The following is a 20,595-nucleotide window of genomic DNA, read 5'->3' as shown; positions in this document are numbered from 1 at the left end:
ACGGTCGAACAACTTAAGAGGCAAAAATGATCACCAACAATATTAAAAACAATCAACTCTTTGTGGGGATCGATGGCGGCGGCACTAAATGTAAAGCAATTATCGTCAATAGCTGTAATAACATAGTCGGCACCGGTGTGGCAGGCCCAGGTAACCCGTTACATGGTTTTAATCAAGCAACTCATTCTATTGAGCAATCAGCGCGTTTAGCATTACAAGATGCAGGGCTTAAAGATATGCCTTTATCTGAGCTTATTGCAGGGGTTGGCCTAGCAGGGGTTAACTTACCAAGTTTGCATAATCAAATGACACAATGGCAACACCCATTTAAAGCCATGCACTTAACTACTGATTTACTTATTGCTTGTATGGGCGCTCATCAGGGCGAGGATGGCGCAGTGATGATTGCTGGCACTGGTTCGTGTGGATTTTCATACGTTAATGGCCAATCGTTTATGATTGGTGGTCATGGCTTTCCACATGGTGACAAAGGCAGTGGTGCATGGATTGGCTTTACTGCTTGTCAGTATGTGCTGCTTAGCCTAGATAAATTAATCCCAAGTGGTGCGCTTACTAACTTGTTAATGAAGTATTTAGAAGTCAGCGATGCAATGCAACTTGTTGAAGTGATTGCCAATAAGCCTGCAGCCTTTTTTGCGCAACTTGCAGGTTGTGTTTTTCAATCAGCACAGGCGAACGATGCCACAGCAATTGCCATTTTAAAAGAAGGTGGCGCTTATTTAAGCGACATTGCACGACAATTATTAGATAAAAACCCACCAAGGCTTTCGTTTATTGGTGGCTTATCAACCGTGATGACAACATGGTTAGACCCAGACATACAAGCTATTTTATCAGCCCCATTATCGTCACCAGAAATGGGGTCTGTACTTTACGCTAAACAACAGCACGTTAATTACAGCAGCCAGGAGTTATGATGTTTAACACACTAATGGAAAAAGAAGCGGCGCAAACGCCAAATGTTATTGAAAAGCAAATTATTGCCAACCAACCTTTAGTGGAAAAAATTGGTCATAAGCTTCGCGATATGGGCCCTAAGGTGGTTATGATGATTGGTCGCGGTTCATCAGATCATGCTGGTGTTTTTGGTAAGTATTTAATTGAAATTGAAGCGGGTGTACCGGTCAGTTCTGCAGCGCCATCAGTGGCGAGTGTATATGGTAAAACATTAAAGCTTGAAGGCGCTGTTGTGATTGTAATTTCTCAATCAGGACGCAGCCCAGACATTCTTGCCCAGGCAAAAATGGCGAAAGAGGCAGGCGCTTATTGTATTGCGCTGGTTAACGATGAAGCGTCACCTCTACAAGACATAGTCGATGATTTTGTTCCTCTTAAAGCCGGCGATGAAATTTCGGTGGCGGCAACAAAAAGCTATTTGGCAACGTTATCAGCCCTAGTACATATTGTTGCTAATTGGACTCAAAATGAGTCATTATTACAAGGGCTTGACGAGTTACCTAGCGCGCTTAATGCCATTATAGATTCGCCAACTCAGTTACAACCTACTGAGTTTGCAAATATTAAGAATATGGTGGTGTTGGCACGTGGTTTAGGGTTTTCTATCTCAAAAGAAATGGCACTTAAGCTTAAAGAGGTGTGTGCTATTCATGCTGAGTCATTTAGTAGTGCGGAGTTTTTACATGGTCCGGTGACTTTAGTTGAGCAAGGGTTAGTGATTTTAGATTGTTTGGTTGAAGATGAAACCAAAGAGTCACATCAGCAGCAAATTGCTGAGGTCAAAAAACGTGGTGCACAAGTGATTAGTCTTAATCAACAAGGTATTAAAGTACACCCGCGATTAGCGCCATTTTTAGTATTACAGCGTTTTTACCTTGATGTGGCAAAAGTGGCATTAAGCCGTGGTTTTAATCCTGATGAGCCAAAGGGGCTTAAAAAAGTAACAAGGACATTATAAATGTCAGTTAAACGAATTCATGTAGCCCAGTTTTTTGATGGCGAGCACTTTGTTAACGACAAAGTGCTGAGCGTTGATGCGGGTATTATTACGGCAATAGATGATAACGTACAGCAGGCAGATGAGCACCTAACGGGTTTAGTCGCACCTGGCTTTATTGATCTACAAGTTAATGGCGGTGGCGGTGAGTTGTTTAACCGTACTAGCAGTGTTGCAGGGGTTAAAAAAATACTGCTAGCACATGCCAAATACGGTACAACTGCTATGCTGCCAACGTTAATTACTGACACCGTAGAAGTAATGCGCCAAGCAGCCGATGTAATTGCTAAGGCGATAGCTCAAAAAACGCCAGGTATTATTGGTATTCACTTTGAAGGGCCGCACTTATCAGTGGCAAAAAAGGGGGCTCACAGCGCTGATTTTATTCGTCCTATTTCTGAACAAGAGTGGCAGGTGTTATCTCGTCAAGATTTAGGTAAAGTCGTAGTCACCTTAGCGCCTGAAAATGTACTACCAAGCGATATTACCAAAATGCGCGATTTAGGGATTCAGGTTTGTCTAGGTCATACCAATGCAAGCTTTGAACAGGCTCAACAGGGCGTTGATGCTGGGGCAACCGGATTTACGCATTTGTATAATGCTATGTCACCACTACAAGGGCGTGAGCCGGGAGTGGTTGGCTGTGCATTATTAAATGATGATACTTATTGTGGCTTAATTGTTGATGGCCATCATGTTGATTACGCAGCATGCCAACTGGCATTAAAAGCAAAACCCATAGGGCACGTGTTCTTAGTTACTGATGCGATGCCACCAGTGGGAACAGATGACACTCAGTTTGCTTTTTTTGACCGAACTGTCAGCTTAGAGAATGGTAAACTCACCTCTACAACAGGCGAGTTGGCCGGCTCTGCGCTTGATATGGCAACCGCAGTTAGAAACACTGTGATTTATTTAAAACAGCCATTAGCGCAAGCGCTTAAAATGGCGAGTTTATATCCTGCTCAGTATTTAAAGTTGCCTGCCACACACGGGCGATTAATACTGGGTAGTCCAGCAGATTTTGTACAATTAAACACACAACAACAAGTCATTAGCACGTGGATTGGCGGCGCTCGGGTTTGTTAACAACATAATAAATATAAATAAAGGAAAATAACATGACAACCAATGTTATGGATACGTCCAAAAATAGTAGCGTGGTCCCCATGGCCATTGTTGCGGTATTATTTTTTATACTGGGCTTTGCTACTTGGCTTAATGGCTCGTTAATGCCTTACTTAAGTCAAATTTTACAATTAACCCCATTTCAAGGGTCGTTAATTTTATTTTCCTTTTATATTGCGGTCACATTTACTGCGCTGCCCTCGGCAGTATTGATCAAAAAGGTCGGCTACAAAAACGGTATGGCATTGGGGATGGGCTGTATGATGTTAGCAGGCTTAATGTTTATTCCTGCTGCTATGTCGCAGTTTTTTCCTTTGTTTTTACTAGCGCAGTTGGTAATGGGCGCAGGGCAAACCTTATTACAAACCGCGGTTAATCCGTATGTAGTACGTTTAGGGCCAGAAGAATCGGCTGCTGTACGTATTAGTATTATGGGGATTTTAAATAAAGGCGCAGGAGTTATCTCACCGATGGTTTTTACCGCCTTAATTTTAAGTAACTTTACCGGTACGGTAGGCACAGAGCTAAGCCAAGAGCAAGTTGATGATATGGCAAATGGTCTTATTTTACCTTACTTAGGCATGGCCTTATTTATTGGTGTATTAGCTTTTGCGGTTAAAAAGTCTCCGCTGCCTGAGCTTATCAATGATGAAGTAGAAGCAATAAACGACAAAGGTGAAATTCGTGAAACACTCTCTCATCCAAACTTGGTGTTAGGTGCTATTGCTATCTTTTTGTATGTTGCGGTAGAGGTTATTGCTGGCGATACCATAGGTACTTTTGCACTATCGCTGGGTATTGAAAACTATGGGGTAATGACTTCATACACTATGATGTTTATGGTGTTTGGTTATATTTTAGGTATTTTACTTATCCCTAAATTTATCTCTCAGCAAGCGGCCTTAACAGCATCGGCTGTATTGGGTATTGTGATCACCCTGTGCATTTTGTTTATTGATGCGCAGTCGTATGTTATTGCCAATGCCATACTGGTGCCTTTAGGAGGCGCTAATTTACCAGATGCTTTACTGCTAATTGCCTTTTTAGGCTTAGCAAACGCCATTGTTTGGCCGGCGGTTTTCCCACTTGCGTTATCGGGTTTAGGCAAACTAACCAGCACAGGCTCAGCACTGTTAGTAATGGGTATAGCGGGAGGTGCATTTGGTCCGGTGTTATGGGGCTTACTGAGCGGCTTTACCTCGCTACAAACTGGCTACTCTGTATTGTTACCTTGTTACTTATTTATATTATTTTATGCCGTGAAAGGGCATAAAATGAAAAAGCAATAACATCCACCAGCTATCCCTAGCTCAGTGCACTTTGCAGTATAAAGTGCACTGATTATTAGGGCACTTTATCAGCTTAAGCGTGTTACCTTGAGCTTTATTCTGCCAGCATTCGCCCCATAAAAACGACTTAAATCATTAGCAAATGGACAAAATTCTCCTGATTTTTTAATGGTTATTTCAACGCCTTCGGCAATTTCAAATGCATGGTCATCGCTTTGGCCAATTGTTCCTATTAAGCTAAACCACTGCGCCGTGGCTAAACGCCTAAATGGCTCAAGTAATGCCATAGGGATTTCTTTAACGCCGAGTTGCACATTATCGCGATGCCAGCCAGAAGGAGGGCACTTTACACCATCGTCATACCAAAATTGGTTAGGGTAAGGAGTAAAGCGATACGTTGCATCTTGGGCAAGCATTAAGCCGGTAGCATTGTAGGCTTCACTAGCGTACACCATCACATCTTTGCTTTGATTAACACTCAGTAAGCTCATATTTTGATTGGCGAGCACTATATGAGCACTTAGCCCCATAAAGTTTAGTGTACTGTCATCGCTGTAAATCATTTTATAATGTATATTTTTTAACGATTCAGGGCGATAGCTGGTTAGTTTATTAATTCGCTGTGCAACACTGTGATGTATTAATGGAGCGTTGTGGCTAATTTCATCGTTAATTAATACACAGCACTGCCTATCAACCAGCTTGAAAAATGGGTTTAACCAAAAGTAATTTTGTTGATGACTTAGCGCCAGTGGATCGGGAATAACAGTCACATCGTCTTGGGCAACCAAATTACTCTCAGGTAAAAGGTTTTCATAGTCTATGTCATGACTGGTTAATAACGAAACCGATAGCGGCTGAGCAATGAGCCACTCAAGCGCATAACGCAGGCAAATATCGGCAAGCCCATCGCGATAGTAGCCTCCTCCTACATCGGAGTGGGCTCCTGCAAACCACAGCTCGGTAATGTTAGCTTGTTGATTCATTAATGTGGGCTCAAAGGCCCGTCGTTTCTCATCAAGCGCAACACAATGCAGGGCCCCAACTACATTATTGGCAATAGTATGGTTTTCAAAAACCACATGCTCTGCGCCACGGGTCGCTTTATTTATCTTTGACAGGCCAATTGAGGCCACGGTGTCAAAAACACACAAATATACTTGCTCATTTATTAATGGCTCTAGGCATTTAGCAAAACGCCTTGCTAATGCAGCGCCTCTGCTAAAACCGGTAAGTAGAACAGTATCGCCACTTTGATAATGCTGCTTAAAATCTGTGATAGCCTGAGTCAAAATGCTGGCCACATCTTCAGAACGTGGGGCAAGTGTTTGATTTAAAATTCGTTTTAAACGACTGCCTTTGGTGCCTATGCCTTGGTAATAAAAGCTTAGTTGCTGTGAAAATGGGGTAGTGGGTGAATCATCAAGTTTACCGCCGAGCAATAAGTGTAGTTTTAGAATATTAGAAATACTGGCGTCTTCTTTAAAATGCTCTGTACTGAACTGATCTGCGTCGCGGGGTTCACTGCCGGTACCATCAAAATTAAAAATAAGCGTTTTAAAGGTCATTACTAAATTCCGTGAGTGGTTTATGTAAATTTATATGGGAATTGTGAAAAATTAAAGACGGCGGTAATAAATATTTGTTTAATCTTATTTATTACCGCGACTGATGTAGCTATTTAACCTGAAATCTAGTTAAGAGATTTACTAACATATTTAATCAAAATGATATTTATGTTTATTATCCGGAGTTCAGGTTATTTAGTGTAGTTTCATTTTTGGGCGAACAACACGCAGCACCTTTTCGCTGATCCACAAAGCAAAGGTTTTGGCACTGCCGTGGATAGCGCGCTGATGCATTCTATATAGTGAAATATACATAAAGCGGGCAATTTTACCTTCAATAAAAAAGCTACTACTGGTTAGGTTACCCATCAAGCTGCCCACCGTACTGTATCGCGATAAATTTACCAGTGAGCCATGGTCATTATATTCAAACTTTTTCAGGGGCTGCTCACGTAGTGTAGCAATTAGATTTTTTTCAACGCATTGCGCCATTTGATGAGCCGATTGTGCGCGTGGCGGCACTTGAGTCCCATCGTCTTGGGTAAACGCGCAGCAATCACCAAGCACATAGATTTGAGGGTCTAGGCTACTTTGTAAGTAATCATTCACTTTTATTTGATTGCTACGTGTCAGCTCAAATATGTCTAGCTCTTTAATGAAGTCAGGGGCTTTTACCCCTGCTGCCCACACCATAATATCCGCATTTATTTGCTCGTCATTATTAGTGATAAAACCATGCTCGGTTGCTTGTTTAACTTGGGTGTTTTCTCGTACGGTAACCCCTAATCTTAATAATTCACGTTTAGCTGAGCTGGCAATTCGCTCAGACAACGCAGGTAAAATTCTGGGACCCGCTTCAATCAAATGTATGTGCAAGCGTTTCGCCGACATATTGGTTAAACCGTATATTTTGAGTAAATCAGAAACATGATACAACTCAGCTGAGAGCTCAACGCCAGTTGCCCCACCGCCAACAATAGCAATGTTTAATGAATGCAATGGGTCGTCGTCTTGATGAAGGCGAGTAAAGTTATCTAGTAAGGCGTGTTGAAAACGCTCGGCTTGTTGGTTTGAATCAAGGTAAAAGCAATGGTCTCTAATACCCGGGGTGTTGAAGTCGTTACTGACACTACCAATGGCAATAACTAAATGATCATAGTGAACGGTTCGTTTAGGTAATATTTGATGCCCTAACTCGTCATATAGAGGGCTTAAGGTAATGGTTTTATTATTGTTATCGAGGTTACAAAAGGTACCAAGTTGGAAGTTATAGTGGTGCTTGGCCGCATGCGCTGAGTATACAACGCCATCTAAATCGGCATCAATAGAGCCGGTTGCTACTTCATGCAATAACGGTTTCCATATATGAGTGCGATTTTTATCAATGAGTAATATATTTGCGTGTTGTTTCTTTCCTAATTTGTGCCCTAATTGAGTTGCTAGCTCCAGCCCACCAGCGCCACCGCCTATGATGACAATTTTTGGTATGGTTTTGTCCATGACTATGCCCTTAAAAATAATATACCGAAGCAATTTCTGTACGTTGATTTTTAAAATGACTTGGGTATCAAAAAATTATTTTGGCAAAGCATGCTTTTATAAGACTATAGTGTGCGCCTAATTGAAGGATATGTCAGCAATAAATCCAACGATATGCTGTATACTGATATGCAAATATTTCATCTACTGCGCATTTACAGTATTTATGGGCACCGACATAAAAAGGACGCTTTTATGAGTACCTCGCTAGTTCAGTCTCTTGAGCAACATTTTGGTTTTAATCAGTTTAGAGCAGGGCAACAACAAACCATAGAGCAATTGCTAAATGGCCAATCATCACTGGCTATATTCCCAACTGGATCGGGTAAATCCTTGTGCTATCAACTTACTGCGTTACATTTACCGCATTTAACCTTGGTGGTATCGCCATTATTAGCGTTGATGAAAGATCAAATAAGTTTTTTAAACAGTAAAGGCATTTATGCCGCAAGCCTTGATTCAAGCCAAGATCAAATGCAAAGCAGTACGGTAATGAACGACGTGCGCAGTGGTAAAATTAAAGTGTTAATGGTGTCAGTTGAGCGCTTTAAAAACGAACGTTTTAGAGAGTTTATTAGCCAAGTGGCACTTTCTATGTTGGTGGTAGACGAAGCGCATTGTATTTCTGAGTGGGGTCATAACTTTAGACCCGATTACTTAAAGTTACCGCGTTACCGTGAAGAGCTAAATATTCCGTTAGTGCTACTATTAACCGCCACCGCTACTAAAAAAGTTAAACGCGATATGGCAGAGCGATTTGCTATTGATCCACAATGCATTGTGCAAACGGGGTTTTATCGCGCTAATTTAGATTTAAATGTGCTGAGTGTTAAAACGGCTGATAAAAATACTGAGCTTACTGAAATTGTCCGTGCGCAAACCGGCCCCGGTATTGTGTATGTCACGCTGCAGCAAAGTGCTGAGCAAGTGGCCAATATGTTAAGCGCACAGGGCCTGCAAGCGGTGGCGTATCATGCAGGGCTTGAAGACACCCTACGCGGGCAAATTCAAGATGATTTTATGGCAGGAAAAATAAATGTAGTGGTCGCCACTATTGCCTTTGGCATGGGGGTTGATAAATCAGACATTCGTTTTGTAATTCACTACGATTTACCTAAATCAATTGAAAACTACAGCCAAGAAATTGGCCGTGCAGGACGTGATGGCAACCCATCGAATTGTTATACGCTGGCTAATCTAGATGGCTTAAATACAGTCGAAAACTTTGTGTACGGCGATACCCCAGAGCTCAGCGGTATTGAATATGTTATTAACGATATTCGCCAAGCTCAACAGCAATGGGAAATGCAAGAATATAGTCTTTCTAGCGAAAGTAATATTCGCCAGCTTGCCCTTAAAACCTTACTGGTACAATTGGAAATGCAAGGTGCAATAACCCCGCAATATGCGTACTACGCCGATTTTAAGTATAAATTTCTAGTGGATAAAAATGAGTTGCTTAATCAGTTTGATCAGCAGCGCCAAGCTTTTTTAACGCAAATATTTAGCCATACCGACTTTAAAAAAATATGGGGTACACTTAACTTTGACTCTCTAACGCAAGCCGCACAGGTTGACCGTAAACGTGTGGTAGCCGCACTTGATTACTTAGCAGAAAAAAACCTTATCACCCTTGAAACCAAACGTATTACTCAAGTGTACAAAGTGCATAGCGAGGTGATTAATAACCCTGCACTTGCCCAGCAGTTACATGATTATTTTACCGATAAAGAGCAAGCAGAAATAAAACGGATTGCTGCTTTGGTGCGCTTTTTTGAGCTGCAATCTTGCTTAAGCTATAACTTAGCCCGTTACTTTGATGATGCGAATGCGCCACAGCAATGTGGGCATTGTAGTGTGTGCCGTGGACATGCGGTCAAACTTGAATACTCAATCACTCCTGCAAAGATTGATACAGCGCTTATATATCAAAAGGTGGATGAGTTTTTGGCACATATGGCAACGAAAGGGGTGCATAATGTTGGCATTGAAACCCAATGTCGGTTTTTGGCGGGAATGAGTGTGCCGCTATTTGCACGCAATAAAGTACGCCAACTAAGTGGTTTTGCATTGTGTGAGCAACAGCGCTACAGCGAAATTAAAGCAATATTGCTATCAAGGTCGGCGCCTAATTAATATTAAAAAATCAGTATAAAATAAAAAGTGTTAATTTTTTGTTTCTTTTTCTCGCTTTACTATACTCAATTTGGCTATGACGGCCATTATAATAATGAGGTGATCAATGAAACTGCAAAAAATTATACTATTGGGGGTATTTGTATCAGCAAGTAGTTATGCTGAAATTAATATTTCAGGTTTCGCGAGTATTAATGCGGGTAAAGTGCTTAGTGGCACCGGTGTACCGCAATATGGCGTTGAACCAACCTTTCTAGCGGACTATCCAAATGTAAGTGCCTACACTGAAGATTTATCCTTTTCGCCAGAGTCTTTGATTGGATTACAGGTATCAGGGGACTTAGGTGAAGGCCTTTCTGTAACTGGTCAGCTAGTTGCCAGAGGAGTTAACGACTTTGAGGCAAATTTTGAATGGGCTTATATTTCTTACGATATTAACGATAATTGGACTGTTCAAGCTGGTAAGAAGCGTTTACCACTATTTTACTACTCAGACTTTTTCGATGTAGGTTATGCATATGTATGGATGCGGGCCCCTGCTGACAATTATACATGGCAAGTATTTAACTACGAGGGGGTTAATTTACTTTACTCAGGCTCTGTAGGTGACTGGGGAGTATCTGCAAATGTTTATACCGGTAAAGAAGATGATGACGATAACAAACTGTTATCAGACTTCTTCTTTCAAGAGCCGACAAGAGAAATTTGGGAAGATATGTTAGGCGGCGTACTGTTACTTAATCGTGACTGGCTCGAACTAAGAGTGACCCACATGCAATATACCAACAAGCGTTTTCGCGCGGGTGAACCCGTTTTGTGGGATGGTAAAGACAGCAGAGATGGTAAATTTTATGGCTTAGCTGCAAACCTTGATTTTGGTGATTTTTTTGTTTTAAGTGAACTGAACCGCTTAGACCTAGATGGTAATCTCGATACTTATATGATCAGTGCGGGCTATCGTTTTGATTCAATTACACCCTATGTCATGTTTTCAGACTTTGAACAAGAAGGTGAGGGTGATACAGAGCAGCATAATACATTTGCTGTTGGTGTGAGGTGGGATTTTCATCCGTCAGCGGCATTTAAAGTGCAATACGATAGAGTCAAAGATGATTCGTTTGATTTAGCTGTGGCCGGTGATAGTAAAGCAATCACCCTTGGTGTCGATGTTGTATTTTAAGGAGAAGTAAAATGAAAAAATTAATATTATGTGTAATATTCTTGTTTACTAACTTCGCCTATGCAGAATTTGCTATTATCGTGCATCCTTCAAATGAAAGTAGTTTTGATGAGTCTGTTATTAGTCGAATTTATACAGGAAAAGAAAAGTCATTTAGCAATGGCAATAAGATCATTCCAATATCTCAAGAACCAAGCAGTGCTGCAACCGAGCAATTTAATAGTAAATTACTCAATAAAACGTCTTCTCAGTTAAAAGCATATTGGTCAAAACTGATTTTTACAGGAAAGGGCACACCGCCTAAAGAGTTAGAAAATGACAGTGAAGTAATCAAAATGGTCGCAGCGAACCCTGACACCATTGGCTTTGTTTCTTCATCAGCAGTATCGGATAACGTTAAAGTGGTTTTCACTTTTTAATCTACAACTAATAAGCGTGCTGATTAACCAGCACGCTTTTTTAGTAATTGGTTAATTACATTATGACGATATTTAAAATCTGACAGTTATTTTACTGTCACCGCTGCCTCGCTCGTGTATCCTATAGGTTGTATACCATTTATCAAAAGTCTGTATGTCAAACTCAATCATTGCTGTTGAAAATATCGATACAACCGCCGTCACTTGTGCTAATTGCCAAGCGTGTTGTTGCCAATTAGAAGTGCGTATTGTTAGTGATACCGGTGTCCCTTTTCAGTATATTGATTACGATAAATGGGGCAGCGAAGTAATGAAGCGCGGCGACGATGGTTGGTGCCAAGCACTCGATAGAAATACGTTAATGTGTACTATTTACGAAAATCGCCCATTAACGTGTCGAGAATTCGAAATGGCGTCTGATGAGTGTATTACCGAACGTGAATACGCGGGTATTTAAAATGCGGGCTGATTTACCCGCGTTAGTGTTGTTAACCAATAGAGAGTTGCGCGCTTGGGTATCTTAGTTTTTTAGTGCGTGGACTTGCTAAAAAGTAGGCGAGAGTGAGCGGGCCTATTCTGCCCATAAACATTAAAAACATAATGATAAACTCCCCCAGCGGTGATAACGATGACGTTAAACCGCGTGAAAGCCCTACAGTACCCAGTGCCGATACCGCTTCAAAAGCAACATCTAAAAAAGGTGCATCTTCAACGACCAGTAATGTAAAAATAGCCAACCAAGTGACTCCCGCTGAAATAACGGTTAAGGCTAATGCTTTATACACTGAATCTTTGTCTATTTCTCGGCGTAACACGGTGACGCCTTTGTCACGTCTTAAGTAGCTATAGGTTGCTAGTATTAAAACGATAAATGTAACGACCTTTATGCCACTTGCTGTACTCAAAGAGCCGCCACCGATAAACATAAGCATCATAGTTAAAGCGGTACTGGCATTTTTTAATTCTTCAATAGCAATGGTATTAAACCCCGCAGTACGGGGAGTAACGGCTTGAAACCAAGCTGCTAGCCATTTACCTACTTCAGATAACGGCTGCAGTGTTTTTGGATTATCGTATTCAATTGCGTAAATAAGCAACAATGCAATAACGTTAATAATAACAGTGCTGATCAGCATTAATTTACTGTAGGGACTGAGCTTAGCCCAACGCTTTGACTTATATAAATCTGTTAATACGGTAAAGCCAAGGCCACCAATAATAAACAAACAGGTAATTGTTAAATTTACAACGGGGTCTTCTACATACTGTATTAAGCTGTTAGGACTTAATGCAAACCCTGCATTGTTAAAAGCGCTAATAGTATAAAAAAGTGCATGAAAAAAGCTTTTTTGTAAGCCCATTTCGGGTAGCCAATACAGCGTTAAAATAATAATGCCTACAGATTCAACGATTAGCGCAAACAGCAAAACAGACTTAGCGGTATTTACCAAAGTAGATGTATCTGTTTGATTAAAAGCAGCTTTAGTCACTGTTTTTTGAATAAAGCCAACTTTATTACCCAGTGCCATTAAAGTTACAACCGCAAAGGTCATTAAACCCAGACCACCTAGTTGAATTAATAGCGCAATAACGCCTTGTCCAAAAGGAGTAAACACTGAACCAGTATCGACTACAACTAATCCAGTTACAGTCACCGCAGAGGTTGCTGTAAACGCACTTTGTATCCATGAAATAGGCCCATAGGTTGCAAAAGGTAGTTTTAACGCCAACGCCCCTAGCGTTATTAATATTAAAAAACTACAGCAGAGAACAAGCGGTGGAGCCGCATTGAGTTTTTTATGCCCACTGACTTTTCGCTCAATAGGCGTTTTGAGGGGATGCCATAAAACCATGATTATAAAAGCCTTGGAGCTAGATAGTTTAATTCGACTCGGCTACCTGATAACAGTAAGGTGTCGTAGGTAAGTAACTCAAAGTCATCATCAAGTTTGGCAAACGTTTGCTTGGCGCGCTTAACCAATAATGGGTCTACAGTGCGTTTCATTTCTTTTAGTAAATGCCCTAGTTTTGTTTTATGTAAGTGCGCTTTTATACTTACTTCAACAACGTATATGCCATTGCCTAGGGAAATATAGTCGTTCACTACAGGGTAATTAAGCGCTTGTGCAACTCGCACGCCCATTTCTTCTTCAGGATGAATAATGCGTGTTACACCTAATTTAGAAATAATTGTGTGATGGGCTTTAGTGCTCGCTTTTACCCATATTTGCTTAACAGCTAGGTTTTTTAATGCAAGGGTGCACAGAATGCTCGATTGCATGTCTTCTCCTATTGCCACTAAAACGGCCTGACTGCTCGCTAAATCAAGCTCTTTAAGTGCGGCTTCATCAGTGGAGTCGCAAACAACGGTTTCTGATAAATGCTCAACATATTTTTCAGCTAGTTTAGGGTTACTATCAACCCCAGTGACTGTATGCCCTAAATGAATTAACTCAAGGCTTGCTGCAATGCCAAATCGACCCAATCCGATCACTGTAAAATGTGCCATGTTGATACCTAAATTAAAGTTAAAAGAGAGAAGTGGTAAAGTTCATCTGGTCAATAAACAGTTAATACATAGGCTGTGAGCATCACTATTTTTATCCAACCCAACATACGTATTACTCCTTCTGCTGAAGTTAGAATATGAGTTATTAAAGTAACAATGTAGGTAGGCGTTAAAAGCTTTATAAAGATTTAACGAATCAGATAAAAAACTTTATAAAAACTTTATAGAGGCAATATCGAAAAGGCAGTAATCTAGGTTCTCAAATGTTAGAGGAATAATTAATGAATCAGGCAGAGGCTAAACCACGTTGGTATAACGCATTGTTTTTGGCAGTAATAATGCCATTAATTGTGGTTATTGCCATTTACCCTGTACGTAATTGGTTTACTACCACCGATATCGTGATGCTTCAGTTATTGTGGGTGACTTGGGTTGCTGTGCGCAGTAATCGTCGTCTTGCCATACTGACCACCTTAGTGAGTGTGGCGTGTACAGATTGGTTTTTTGTTGCCCCTAATTTTACTTTTCATATTGAAAACATAGAATATTTAGTAACCTTTATGGTTATGCTGATTGTTGGTTTTGTGATCAGCCAATTGGCAGGGGAGCTCAGTACTAAAGTTAGGGATGTGCAATTACATGCAAGTAATAGTCGCACCTTGTACGAACTGGCCAAAGACTTAAACAGCCTAGATACGCTGGATGAACAAAAAAAGCACTTTGTGCAGCGGATCAGCAAGCATTTAAACGCATCTTGTACATTTACACCTGCAGCATCGCAGGGCAATAGTGATTTTATATTGCTTAGTGAAGTTAACCCTAGCTGGGGCGGGTTTAATTTTACTAAACGGTTAACGCAAGGGCAAAAATCCTTTGCGGACACCGCTATTTCGCTTCTTTATCAGGTACATGAAAAAACGTTATTACGCCAACAGTCGGCTGCTATTTCGGTGCAAGCGGAATTAGAGCGCGCTAAAAATGCACTTTTACGCAGTTTGTCTCACGATTTACGCACACCACTGGCGACTATTATGGGCGCATCGAGCATGCTTGCAGATGATGAGATTACCCTCAGTGACAGCGTGATAAAAGAGCAAGCGAGTAATATTTATGAGCAAAGTAAAATACTAAATGAGCACTTTGATAAAGTAATGGAGTTAAGCCGAGTTAATAAAATGGGTGAAAATCTAAGTTGGCAAACAATAAACTTACAAGCACTACTTAGTGAAGCTAAAGCTAGAAGACAGCAGCAACTCACTGATTTTATCATAAATACCAATATAGACGCTCAGACAACATGCAAAGGGGATGTGACTTTGTTAGAAATTGCGCTGGCTAATATGCTCGAAAATGCATGGCGTTATGGTGATAAAAAGGTGAGCGTTGAATTTACGCAAAGTACTAATCAGCAAAAGGTAGTTTATCAGTTACTTCTAACTAATAACTTGGTAATTAAAGGGCAAACAAGTAACGATGAAGGCGTTGGGTTAGGCAGCATTATTTGTGATGTGGTTGCTAAATTTCACCAGGGCACATTTACATTAACAATTAATAACGAAGCAAATATGGCGCACGCAAAGTTAATCTGGGAAAAAAGTAATGACTAAAATCTTGATATTAGAAGATTCTCCCCCTCTACAAAGCTTTTTAAAAACCTTGTTGCAAGCCAGTGGTTACGAGCTAAGTATTTGTGATAAAGGGTTAGATGGTTTTGCACGTTTAAGTGAGCAAAGTTACGATCTTGTATTGTTAGACTTAGGCCTGCTAGATATGGATGGTCAAGACTGGTTAATTGAGTTTCGACAATGGAGTGCCTTACCTGTTTTAGTGCTATCAGCTCGAGATGGCGAAGTTGAAAAGGTCACTGCGCTTGATAATGGGGCAAATGACTATATTACCAAACCGTTTAGCGCCAATGAGTTGCTAGCCCGGATTCGGGTTTTATTACGTAACCAGAGCCAGCCGAGTGTGGCATTTACCTGCGGGAATATAAAAATAGATCCACAAAAGCACAGAGTAACCTCTTCTGGAAATGAGATAAAACTCACTAAAAAAGAGTACGCAATATTATTATTACTGTTTCAAAATAAAAATACAGTACTTACCCATAATGCAATCTTAAGCCATATTTGGGGAGCGCAGTACATAGACCGTCCTGAATACGTACGAGTCCATGTGGCACAGCTCAGACAAAAATTAGAGGCTAACCCCGCTAGTCCAAAATATATCTTAACTGAACCAGCTGTGGGTTATCGATTGGCCGATTAAAAATAAAAGTTTTGCAGAGTGTTTTTGTCTTTAAACCATACCCTATTTAACAATCTTATCTACTAGGCAGCTGGTATTTTAATACCCTGCTTTCACATTTATTTCTACACAATTCATTTGCCTAGAAAGTTTTTATAGTCTAATTTTTAAGCTTACTACTTCAAATCCTCAGGACATTGGCTTGCTTGTTTAAGCCTAAAATTATGCGACTAACACTCATACATTCTTTGCAAGGAAAAATGCTGCTGTATTTGGCATTGCCCGTTATGCTCATCATCGCGGGTATTTTGAGTTACTGGTATTCAACCAGCCTTAATCAGGCTGTTATGCAAGCAAAGCTTAACTTGAGTCAGACCGCCGATACTATTTCTGCAAAAGTAAATGAAGAGACGCAATTGGCAGTACGCACTACCGAAATTATGGCCTTAGCACAGCAAAATGGGTTGTTTGGTGATAGAGAGGCAAGTATTAATTTTGTTCGTGCAGTGCTTAAAATGAATCCTTCATTCGTGGGGGCTTCTTTTGGTTATGAGCCTAATGCCGATAATCAAGATCAAGCCTATATTAATGCTCCGTCATTAAAAGAAGGAGTTTATGTAAATCAAACCGGTCGTTTTTTACCTTATTGGCACCGTGACTTTAATGATTCTGAACGCTTGTTACTTGAGCCCTTGGTGGACATGGAATCTAGTCTTTATTATGAGGGAGTACGCCAACAGTTTTTACGTGATGGCAATACAGAGACGATGATCACTGAGCCCTATGTTTACGAGGGAAGAATGCTGGTTGAACAAAGTTCGCCCATTATCATTAATGATAAATTTGTCGGTATGGCAAGCGTAGATAGAGCGCTCGCTGACATCACTGAATTCTTGCAAACCATAAAGCAGCAATTAAAAATAGATGTTTTGTTACTCAGTCAGCGCGACAACGTGATTGCAACGACATTAAATCATTCAGGATTAAAAACGAAGGCCATTTTAGATACAGATTACGCAAGTATAGCCAAACAGCTAAAGTTACAGGGGCAAGAAAGAGAGATACTATCTGCGAACGATCCTTTTGATTCCGGGGTTTTCTATTTTGATAAAGCCAAGGTTGCCACTGGTAATTGGACAGTGATAGTGCGCCGCTCTGAAGCCGATATTATTGGGCCTATTCAAGCGCAATTTAAACCATTACTGGCAGCGGCTTTTGCAAGTGTATTACTGGTTTTTTTACTCTTTTGGTATTTTATTAACCGAACAACTAAGCGTATTAATATTGCTATTAAATCTGTTGAACAGTTAGCTAATGGCGATTTATCCATTCATGTTCAAAAATATATGACTCAAAATGATGAGCTTGGCACTATGTTTAGAAGTTTTGAGCGTTTAATTAAAGCCAGTAAAGATATTGATCAGGTTTGCTCTGCGATTGCAGCAGGTGATTTTTCTAAAACAGTTTCAAAGCGCGGTCCTTATGATCGTTTAAGTGATTCTATTAATTTAATGTCGAGTAAACGCCACGAGGCAGAGCAGGCTCTAGTTGAGCAAACCATAGAGCTTCGTCGGACTCAGCAAGAGCTTGTTGAAGCAGAAAAAATGTCGTCACTTGGAAGTTTAGTTAGTGGTGTAGCCCATGAGGTGAATACGCCGCTAGGTGTTTGCGTAACTGCGACGTCGCATTTAAGAGAAATGCTGATTGAAACTAAAAACAAGGTGGCTTCTGGCTCCTTGAGTAAAACGCAGTTTAGTGAGTTTATTAGTGAAGTTGATTTAAGTTGTGACATTTTACTAAAAAATATGCAGCGCGCCGCAGGTTTAATAAGCAGTTTTAAACGTGTTGCGGTTGATCAAACAACCGAAGAATTACGTAATTTATATATAAGTAGTTATTTAAATGAGGTGCAAAAAAGCCTTTACCATACCCTCAAAGCAACACCCGTTGACATTACTATTAGTGCGAAAGAGCCTGAGCCTGAAGTGTATTCTGATCCTGGTGCTTTAGCACAAATCTTCACTAATTTAGTAATGAATTCAATTATTCATGGTTTTAAAAATGGCAGCCAAAAAGGGCAAATAAGTGTTCATATAGACTACTCAGATTCTGTTTGCATTCATTATCAAGATAACGGAAGAGGCATGACTGAAGAGGCAGAAAAAAAAGTATTTGATCCTTTTTACACCACAAATAGAGCAGGTGGTGGCAGTGGTTTAGGAATGAACATTGTGTACAACCTTGTTGTACATCGCTTAAAGGGGCAAATTTTTATAAAGGAAAAACAATCAACGGGAGTTTATTTTTTTATTCAATTCCCCTTAACGCTACCGAATTAATAACTAGTAGAGTGTGTTTATGGATTGGTTACAAGATGATGAAGTTGTAAAACAAGCGGTCGACAGCAAGCATGTTGAACCATGGAAAATCTTAGTGGTTGATGATGATGAATCTGTACATCAAGTAACTCAACTTGCAATGAAGCGCTTTGAATTTGAGCAACGACCTATTGAATTACATAGTGTCTACAGTGCGGCAGAGGCCAGAGAGAAACTACAAAGCTCAGAGCGCTATGCATTAATTTTATTAGATGTAGTAATGGAAACTGAGCATGCAGGATTAGATTTTGCAAGATTTGTTCGCCAAGACTTACAAAATGTATATAGCCGAATTATTTTACGCACAGGTCAGCCAGGGGTTGCGCCAGAGCGCAGTGTTATTCGCGATTATGATATTGATGGTTATAAAGCGAAGAGCCAACTGCAAAGCCAAGATCTTGAATTGATTTTTTATACCTCTTTGCGCGCCTATCGCGATATTTGTATGCTACAAAACCATCGGCACAACTTAAAAAGGCTAATAATAGCAATTTCTACTATTACCCAAATTGGTGACTTGGTTGAGTTTACCTCTGTTGTAATGGAAGAGCTAAAACTAGTACTGAATATGAGCTCCGCCAATTTGTATATTGATGCGCCTAAGGTCTTTGGTATTTGCCAGTTAGATGAAAAGCTGCAGATGATTGAGGGAGAGCTTTCTGGCATACATTTATTCACGGGCAATGGAATTGACAGTATTCCACAAAAACATCAAGAGTATTTTTTAAGGGCAAAGCAAACTAAGCAGAATTTTATAGCAGAAGATCATTATGTTTATTTTCATCATTCGCAAAAAGGTTTAGATTCCATCTTAGCGTTTCAGTCGCTGCAGCCGGTAAAAAAAGAAGCTCAACAGCTAGTAGATTTATTTTTGGGTAATGTAGTACTGACCTTTGAAAGCCTCTTATTAGCTAATTCAATTGAAGAAACCCAGCAACTGGCTATTTCACTAATGGGAGGAGCGATGGAGTCACGCTCCAAAGAAACCGGCTCACATGTAATCAGGGTTGGTTTATATGCAAAACTATTAGCGCAGCTAAATAATCAAAATCAATCATACTGCGATAAAATTAGTTTAGCAGCACAGTTACACGATGTAGGAAAGGTGGGAGTTCCAGATTTAATTTTAAATAAGCCAGCTAAATTGGATGCTGATGAATGGGAAATTATGAAACAGCACACCACAAAAGGCTGGGAAATCCTCAAAGGAACAGCTAATCCTGTAATTGATATGGCTGCTAACATTGCAATTGATCATCACGAACGTTGGGATGGAGCTGGTTATCCACACGCAAAAAAACAGCAAGAGATCAGTTTAGAGGGGCGAATTACTGCGATTGCTGATGTATTTGATGCGTTATGTTGTCGTCGTTGTTACAAAGAGCCTTGGAGCATGGATGAAGCAAAGGCGGAAATAATTAAAGGCGCAGGTAATCATTTCGATCCGACGTTGGTTGAATTATTTGAATTGAATTTTAATGCGTTTAAACAAATTTATTTAGACAGGCCTGAGTAACGAGGTTGTCGCTCTGATTGCGTTAGCCACAATCAAAGCGAACATAAAATTAATCGTATTTAGCTTCAAGCTCGTTGGCAGTATGAAACTTTTCGTGAGATTGTAATTGCTCATCGTATTTAACTAGGTTTTTAAAGTGCCCTAGTTGGCCAGCGTTTTTAACGATTTCAACAATAAACGACATCATAAAATCGGCACCAGTGAGAGTATCGCCCACTAAATAACGTTTGCCTTCAAGGCGGCTGTTAAAGTAGCTAATTACTTTAGCGGTTTCAGCATCGGCATAGCCCTCTAAAAATTGCGTTTTAGCACCATCTTTCTGGACAAACATTTTTAGCAGAAGAGGTAAAATTGCAGAGCTTTCTGCAAAGTGAAGCCATTGTTGATAGTCTACAAATTCTGCAGTACCTGTGGCTGGTGCAAACTTACCTTTGCCATATTTAGTGATCAGGTAATCTGTGATGGCGCCAGACTCGGCGATCACTAAGCCATCATCTTCTATAACTGGCGATTTACCCAGTGGATGCACATTTTTAAGCTCATCAGGGGCTAAAAAAGTTTCAGTATTGCGCTGGTAGGCAACAATTTCGTAATCAACCTCAAGCTCTTCTAATAACCAAATAATACGTTTAGAGCGAGATTTATTTAAATGGTGTAGTTTAATCATTTTCTTCCTTATTGAGCTGTGTTGAATTACAACACAGCCTGAAT

At 40.3% G+C, this 20,595-nt stretch carries 17 protein-coding genes; 12 read left to right on the top strand and 5 right to left on the bottom strand.

Going from position 1 to position 20,595, the window contains the following annotated elements; translation table 11 throughout:
- Positions 1-26: 26 nt before the first annotated feature.
- From nagK to nagP, 4 genes are read left to right on the top strand one after another with little or no spacing between them, the layout of a single operon-like run.
- Positions 27-938, top strand: coding sequence for an N-acetylglucosamine kinase (gene nagK, locus MTF66_RS10160; RefSeq protein ID WP_075170065.1), 912 nt, complete (start codon positions 27-29; stop codon positions 936-938).
- Positions 938-1,936, top strand: coding sequence for a glucosamine-6-phosphate deaminase NagB-II (gene nagB-II / locus MTF66_RS10155; RefSeq protein ID WP_248527147.1), 999 nt, complete (start codon positions 938-940; stop codon positions 1,934-1,936). Before nagK ends, nagB-II begins: the two co-directional genes overlap by 1 nt.
- Positions 1,937-3,064 carry an N-acetylglucosamine-6-phosphate deacetylase gene (gene nagA, locus MTF66_RS10150; RefSeq protein ID WP_138621643.1) on the top strand — a complete coding sequence of 376 codons (1,128 nt, stop codon included), beginning with the start codon at positions 1,937-1,939 and terminating at the stop codon, positions 3,062-3,064.
- Between the two features lie 32 nt (positions 3,065-3,096).
- On the top strand, positions 3,097-4,392 hold the full coding sequence (gene nagP / locus MTF66_RS10145) for an N-acetylglucosamine MFS transporter NagP (protein ID WP_138621645.1): 1,296 nt from the start codon (positions 3,097-3,099) through the stop codon (positions 4,390-4,392).
- A 68-nt stretch (positions 4,393-4,460) separates the two neighbouring features.
- Here nagP and MTF66_RS10140 read toward each other — a convergent pair whose 3' ends face one another.
- The gene (locus MTF66_RS10140) at positions 4,461-5,960 is read right to left on the bottom strand and encodes a DUF2235 domain-containing protein (RefSeq protein ID WP_248527145.1); all 1,500 of its coding nucleotides are present in this window, start codon (positions 5,958-5,960) and stop codon (positions 4,461-4,463) included.
- A gap of 195 nt (positions 5,961-6,155) precedes the next feature.
- A complete protein-coding gene (locus tag MTF66_RS10135) occupies positions 6,156-7,460 on the bottom strand; it encodes an NAD(P)/FAD-dependent oxidoreductase (protein ID WP_138621649.1) in 1,305 nt (434 codons plus the stop codon).
- Between the two features lie 234 nt (positions 7,461-7,694).
- On the opposite strand from MTF66_RS10135, the gene MTF66_RS10130 reads away from it, so the two are divergent.
- The 4 genes from MTF66_RS10130 (at position 7,695) to MTF66_RS10115 (ending at position 11,691) form a co-directional block, all read left to right on the top strand.
- Positions 7,695-9,635, top strand: coding sequence for an ATP-dependent DNA helicase RecQ (locus tag MTF66_RS10130; protein ID WP_138621651.1), 1,941 nt, complete (start codon positions 7,695-7,697; stop codon positions 9,633-9,635).
- Between the two features lie 106 nt (positions 9,636-9,741).
- Positions 9,742-10,815 carry a porin gene (locus MTF66_RS10125; RefSeq protein WP_138621653.1) on the top strand — a complete coding sequence of 358 codons (1,074 nt, stop codon included), beginning with the start codon at positions 9,742-9,744 and terminating at the stop codon, positions 10,813-10,815.
- 11 nt (positions 10,816-10,826) lie between these two features.
- Positions 10,827-11,234, top strand: a complete 408-nt coding sequence (locus MTF66_RS10120; protein ID WP_075170061.1) for a substrate-binding domain-containing protein — start codon at positions 10,827-10,829, stop codon at positions 11,232-11,234.
- A 154-nt stretch (positions 11,235-11,388) separates the two neighbouring features.
- The gene (locus MTF66_RS10115; protein WP_171043253.1) at positions 11,389-11,691 is read left to right on the top strand and encodes a YkgJ family cysteine cluster protein; all 303 of its coding nucleotides are present in this window, start codon (positions 11,389-11,391) and stop codon (positions 11,689-11,691) included.
- 31 nt (positions 11,692-11,722) lie between these two features.
- On the opposite strand, the gene MTF66_RS10110 is transcribed toward MTF66_RS10115, so the two are convergent.
- Positions 11,723-13,087 carry a TrkH family potassium uptake protein gene (locus MTF66_RS10110; RefSeq protein WP_138621655.1) on the bottom strand — a complete coding sequence of 455 codons (1,365 nt, stop codon included), beginning with the start codon at positions 13,085-13,087 and terminating at the stop codon, positions 11,723-11,725.
- Positions 13,088-13,089: 2 nt separating this feature from the next.
- The gene (locus tag MTF66_RS10105; protein ID WP_054201435.1) at positions 13,090-13,743 is read right to left on the bottom strand and encodes a TrkA family potassium uptake protein; all 654 of its coding nucleotides are present in this window, start codon (positions 13,741-13,743) and stop codon (positions 13,090-13,092) included.
- Between the two features lie 281 nt (positions 13,744-14,024).
- On the opposite strand from MTF66_RS10105, the gene MTF66_RS10100 reads away from it, so the two are divergent.
- The 4 genes from MTF66_RS10100 (at position 14,025) to MTF66_RS10085 (ending at position 19,884) form a co-directional block, all read left to right on the top strand.
- Positions 14,025-15,350 carry a DUF4118 domain-containing protein gene (locus MTF66_RS10100; RefSeq protein WP_138621657.1) on the top strand — a complete coding sequence of 442 codons (1,326 nt, stop codon included), beginning with the start codon at positions 14,025-14,027 and terminating at the stop codon, positions 15,348-15,350.
- Positions 15,343-16,011, top strand: coding sequence for a response regulator (locus MTF66_RS10095; protein WP_138621659.1), 669 nt, complete (start codon positions 15,343-15,345; stop codon positions 16,009-16,011). The genes MTF66_RS10100 and MTF66_RS10095 overlap by 8 nt, the downstream gene beginning before the upstream one ends.
- 203 nt (positions 16,012-16,214) lie before the next feature.
- Positions 16,215-18,329 (top strand): ATP-binding protein, encoded by a 2,115-nt coding sequence (locus MTF66_RS10090; RefSeq protein WP_248527144.1) that lies wholly within the window; start codon positions 16,215-16,217, stop codon positions 18,327-18,329.
- Between the two features lie 19 nt (positions 18,330-18,348).
- Positions 18,349-19,884: an HD domain-containing phosphohydrolase gene (locus MTF66_RS10085; RefSeq protein WP_010389475.1), complete on the top strand. Its 1,536-nt coding sequence runs from the start codon at positions 18,349-18,351 to the stop codon at positions 19,882-19,884.
- 49 nt (positions 19,885-19,933) lie between these two features.
- On the opposite strand, the gene MTF66_RS10080 is transcribed toward MTF66_RS10085, so the two are convergent.
- Positions 19,934-20,551 (bottom strand): glutathione S-transferase family protein, encoded by a 618-nt coding sequence (locus MTF66_RS10080; protein ID WP_138605766.1) that lies wholly within the window; start codon positions 20,549-20,551, stop codon positions 19,934-19,936.
- Between the last annotated feature and the right edge of the window lie 44 nt (positions 20,552-20,595).

The organism is Pseudoalteromonas sp. 2CM39R, from assembly GCF_023161845.1.
Note: the sequence above shows the minus strand (reverse complement) of the source record. Positions and strands in the feature narration are given on the sequence as shown.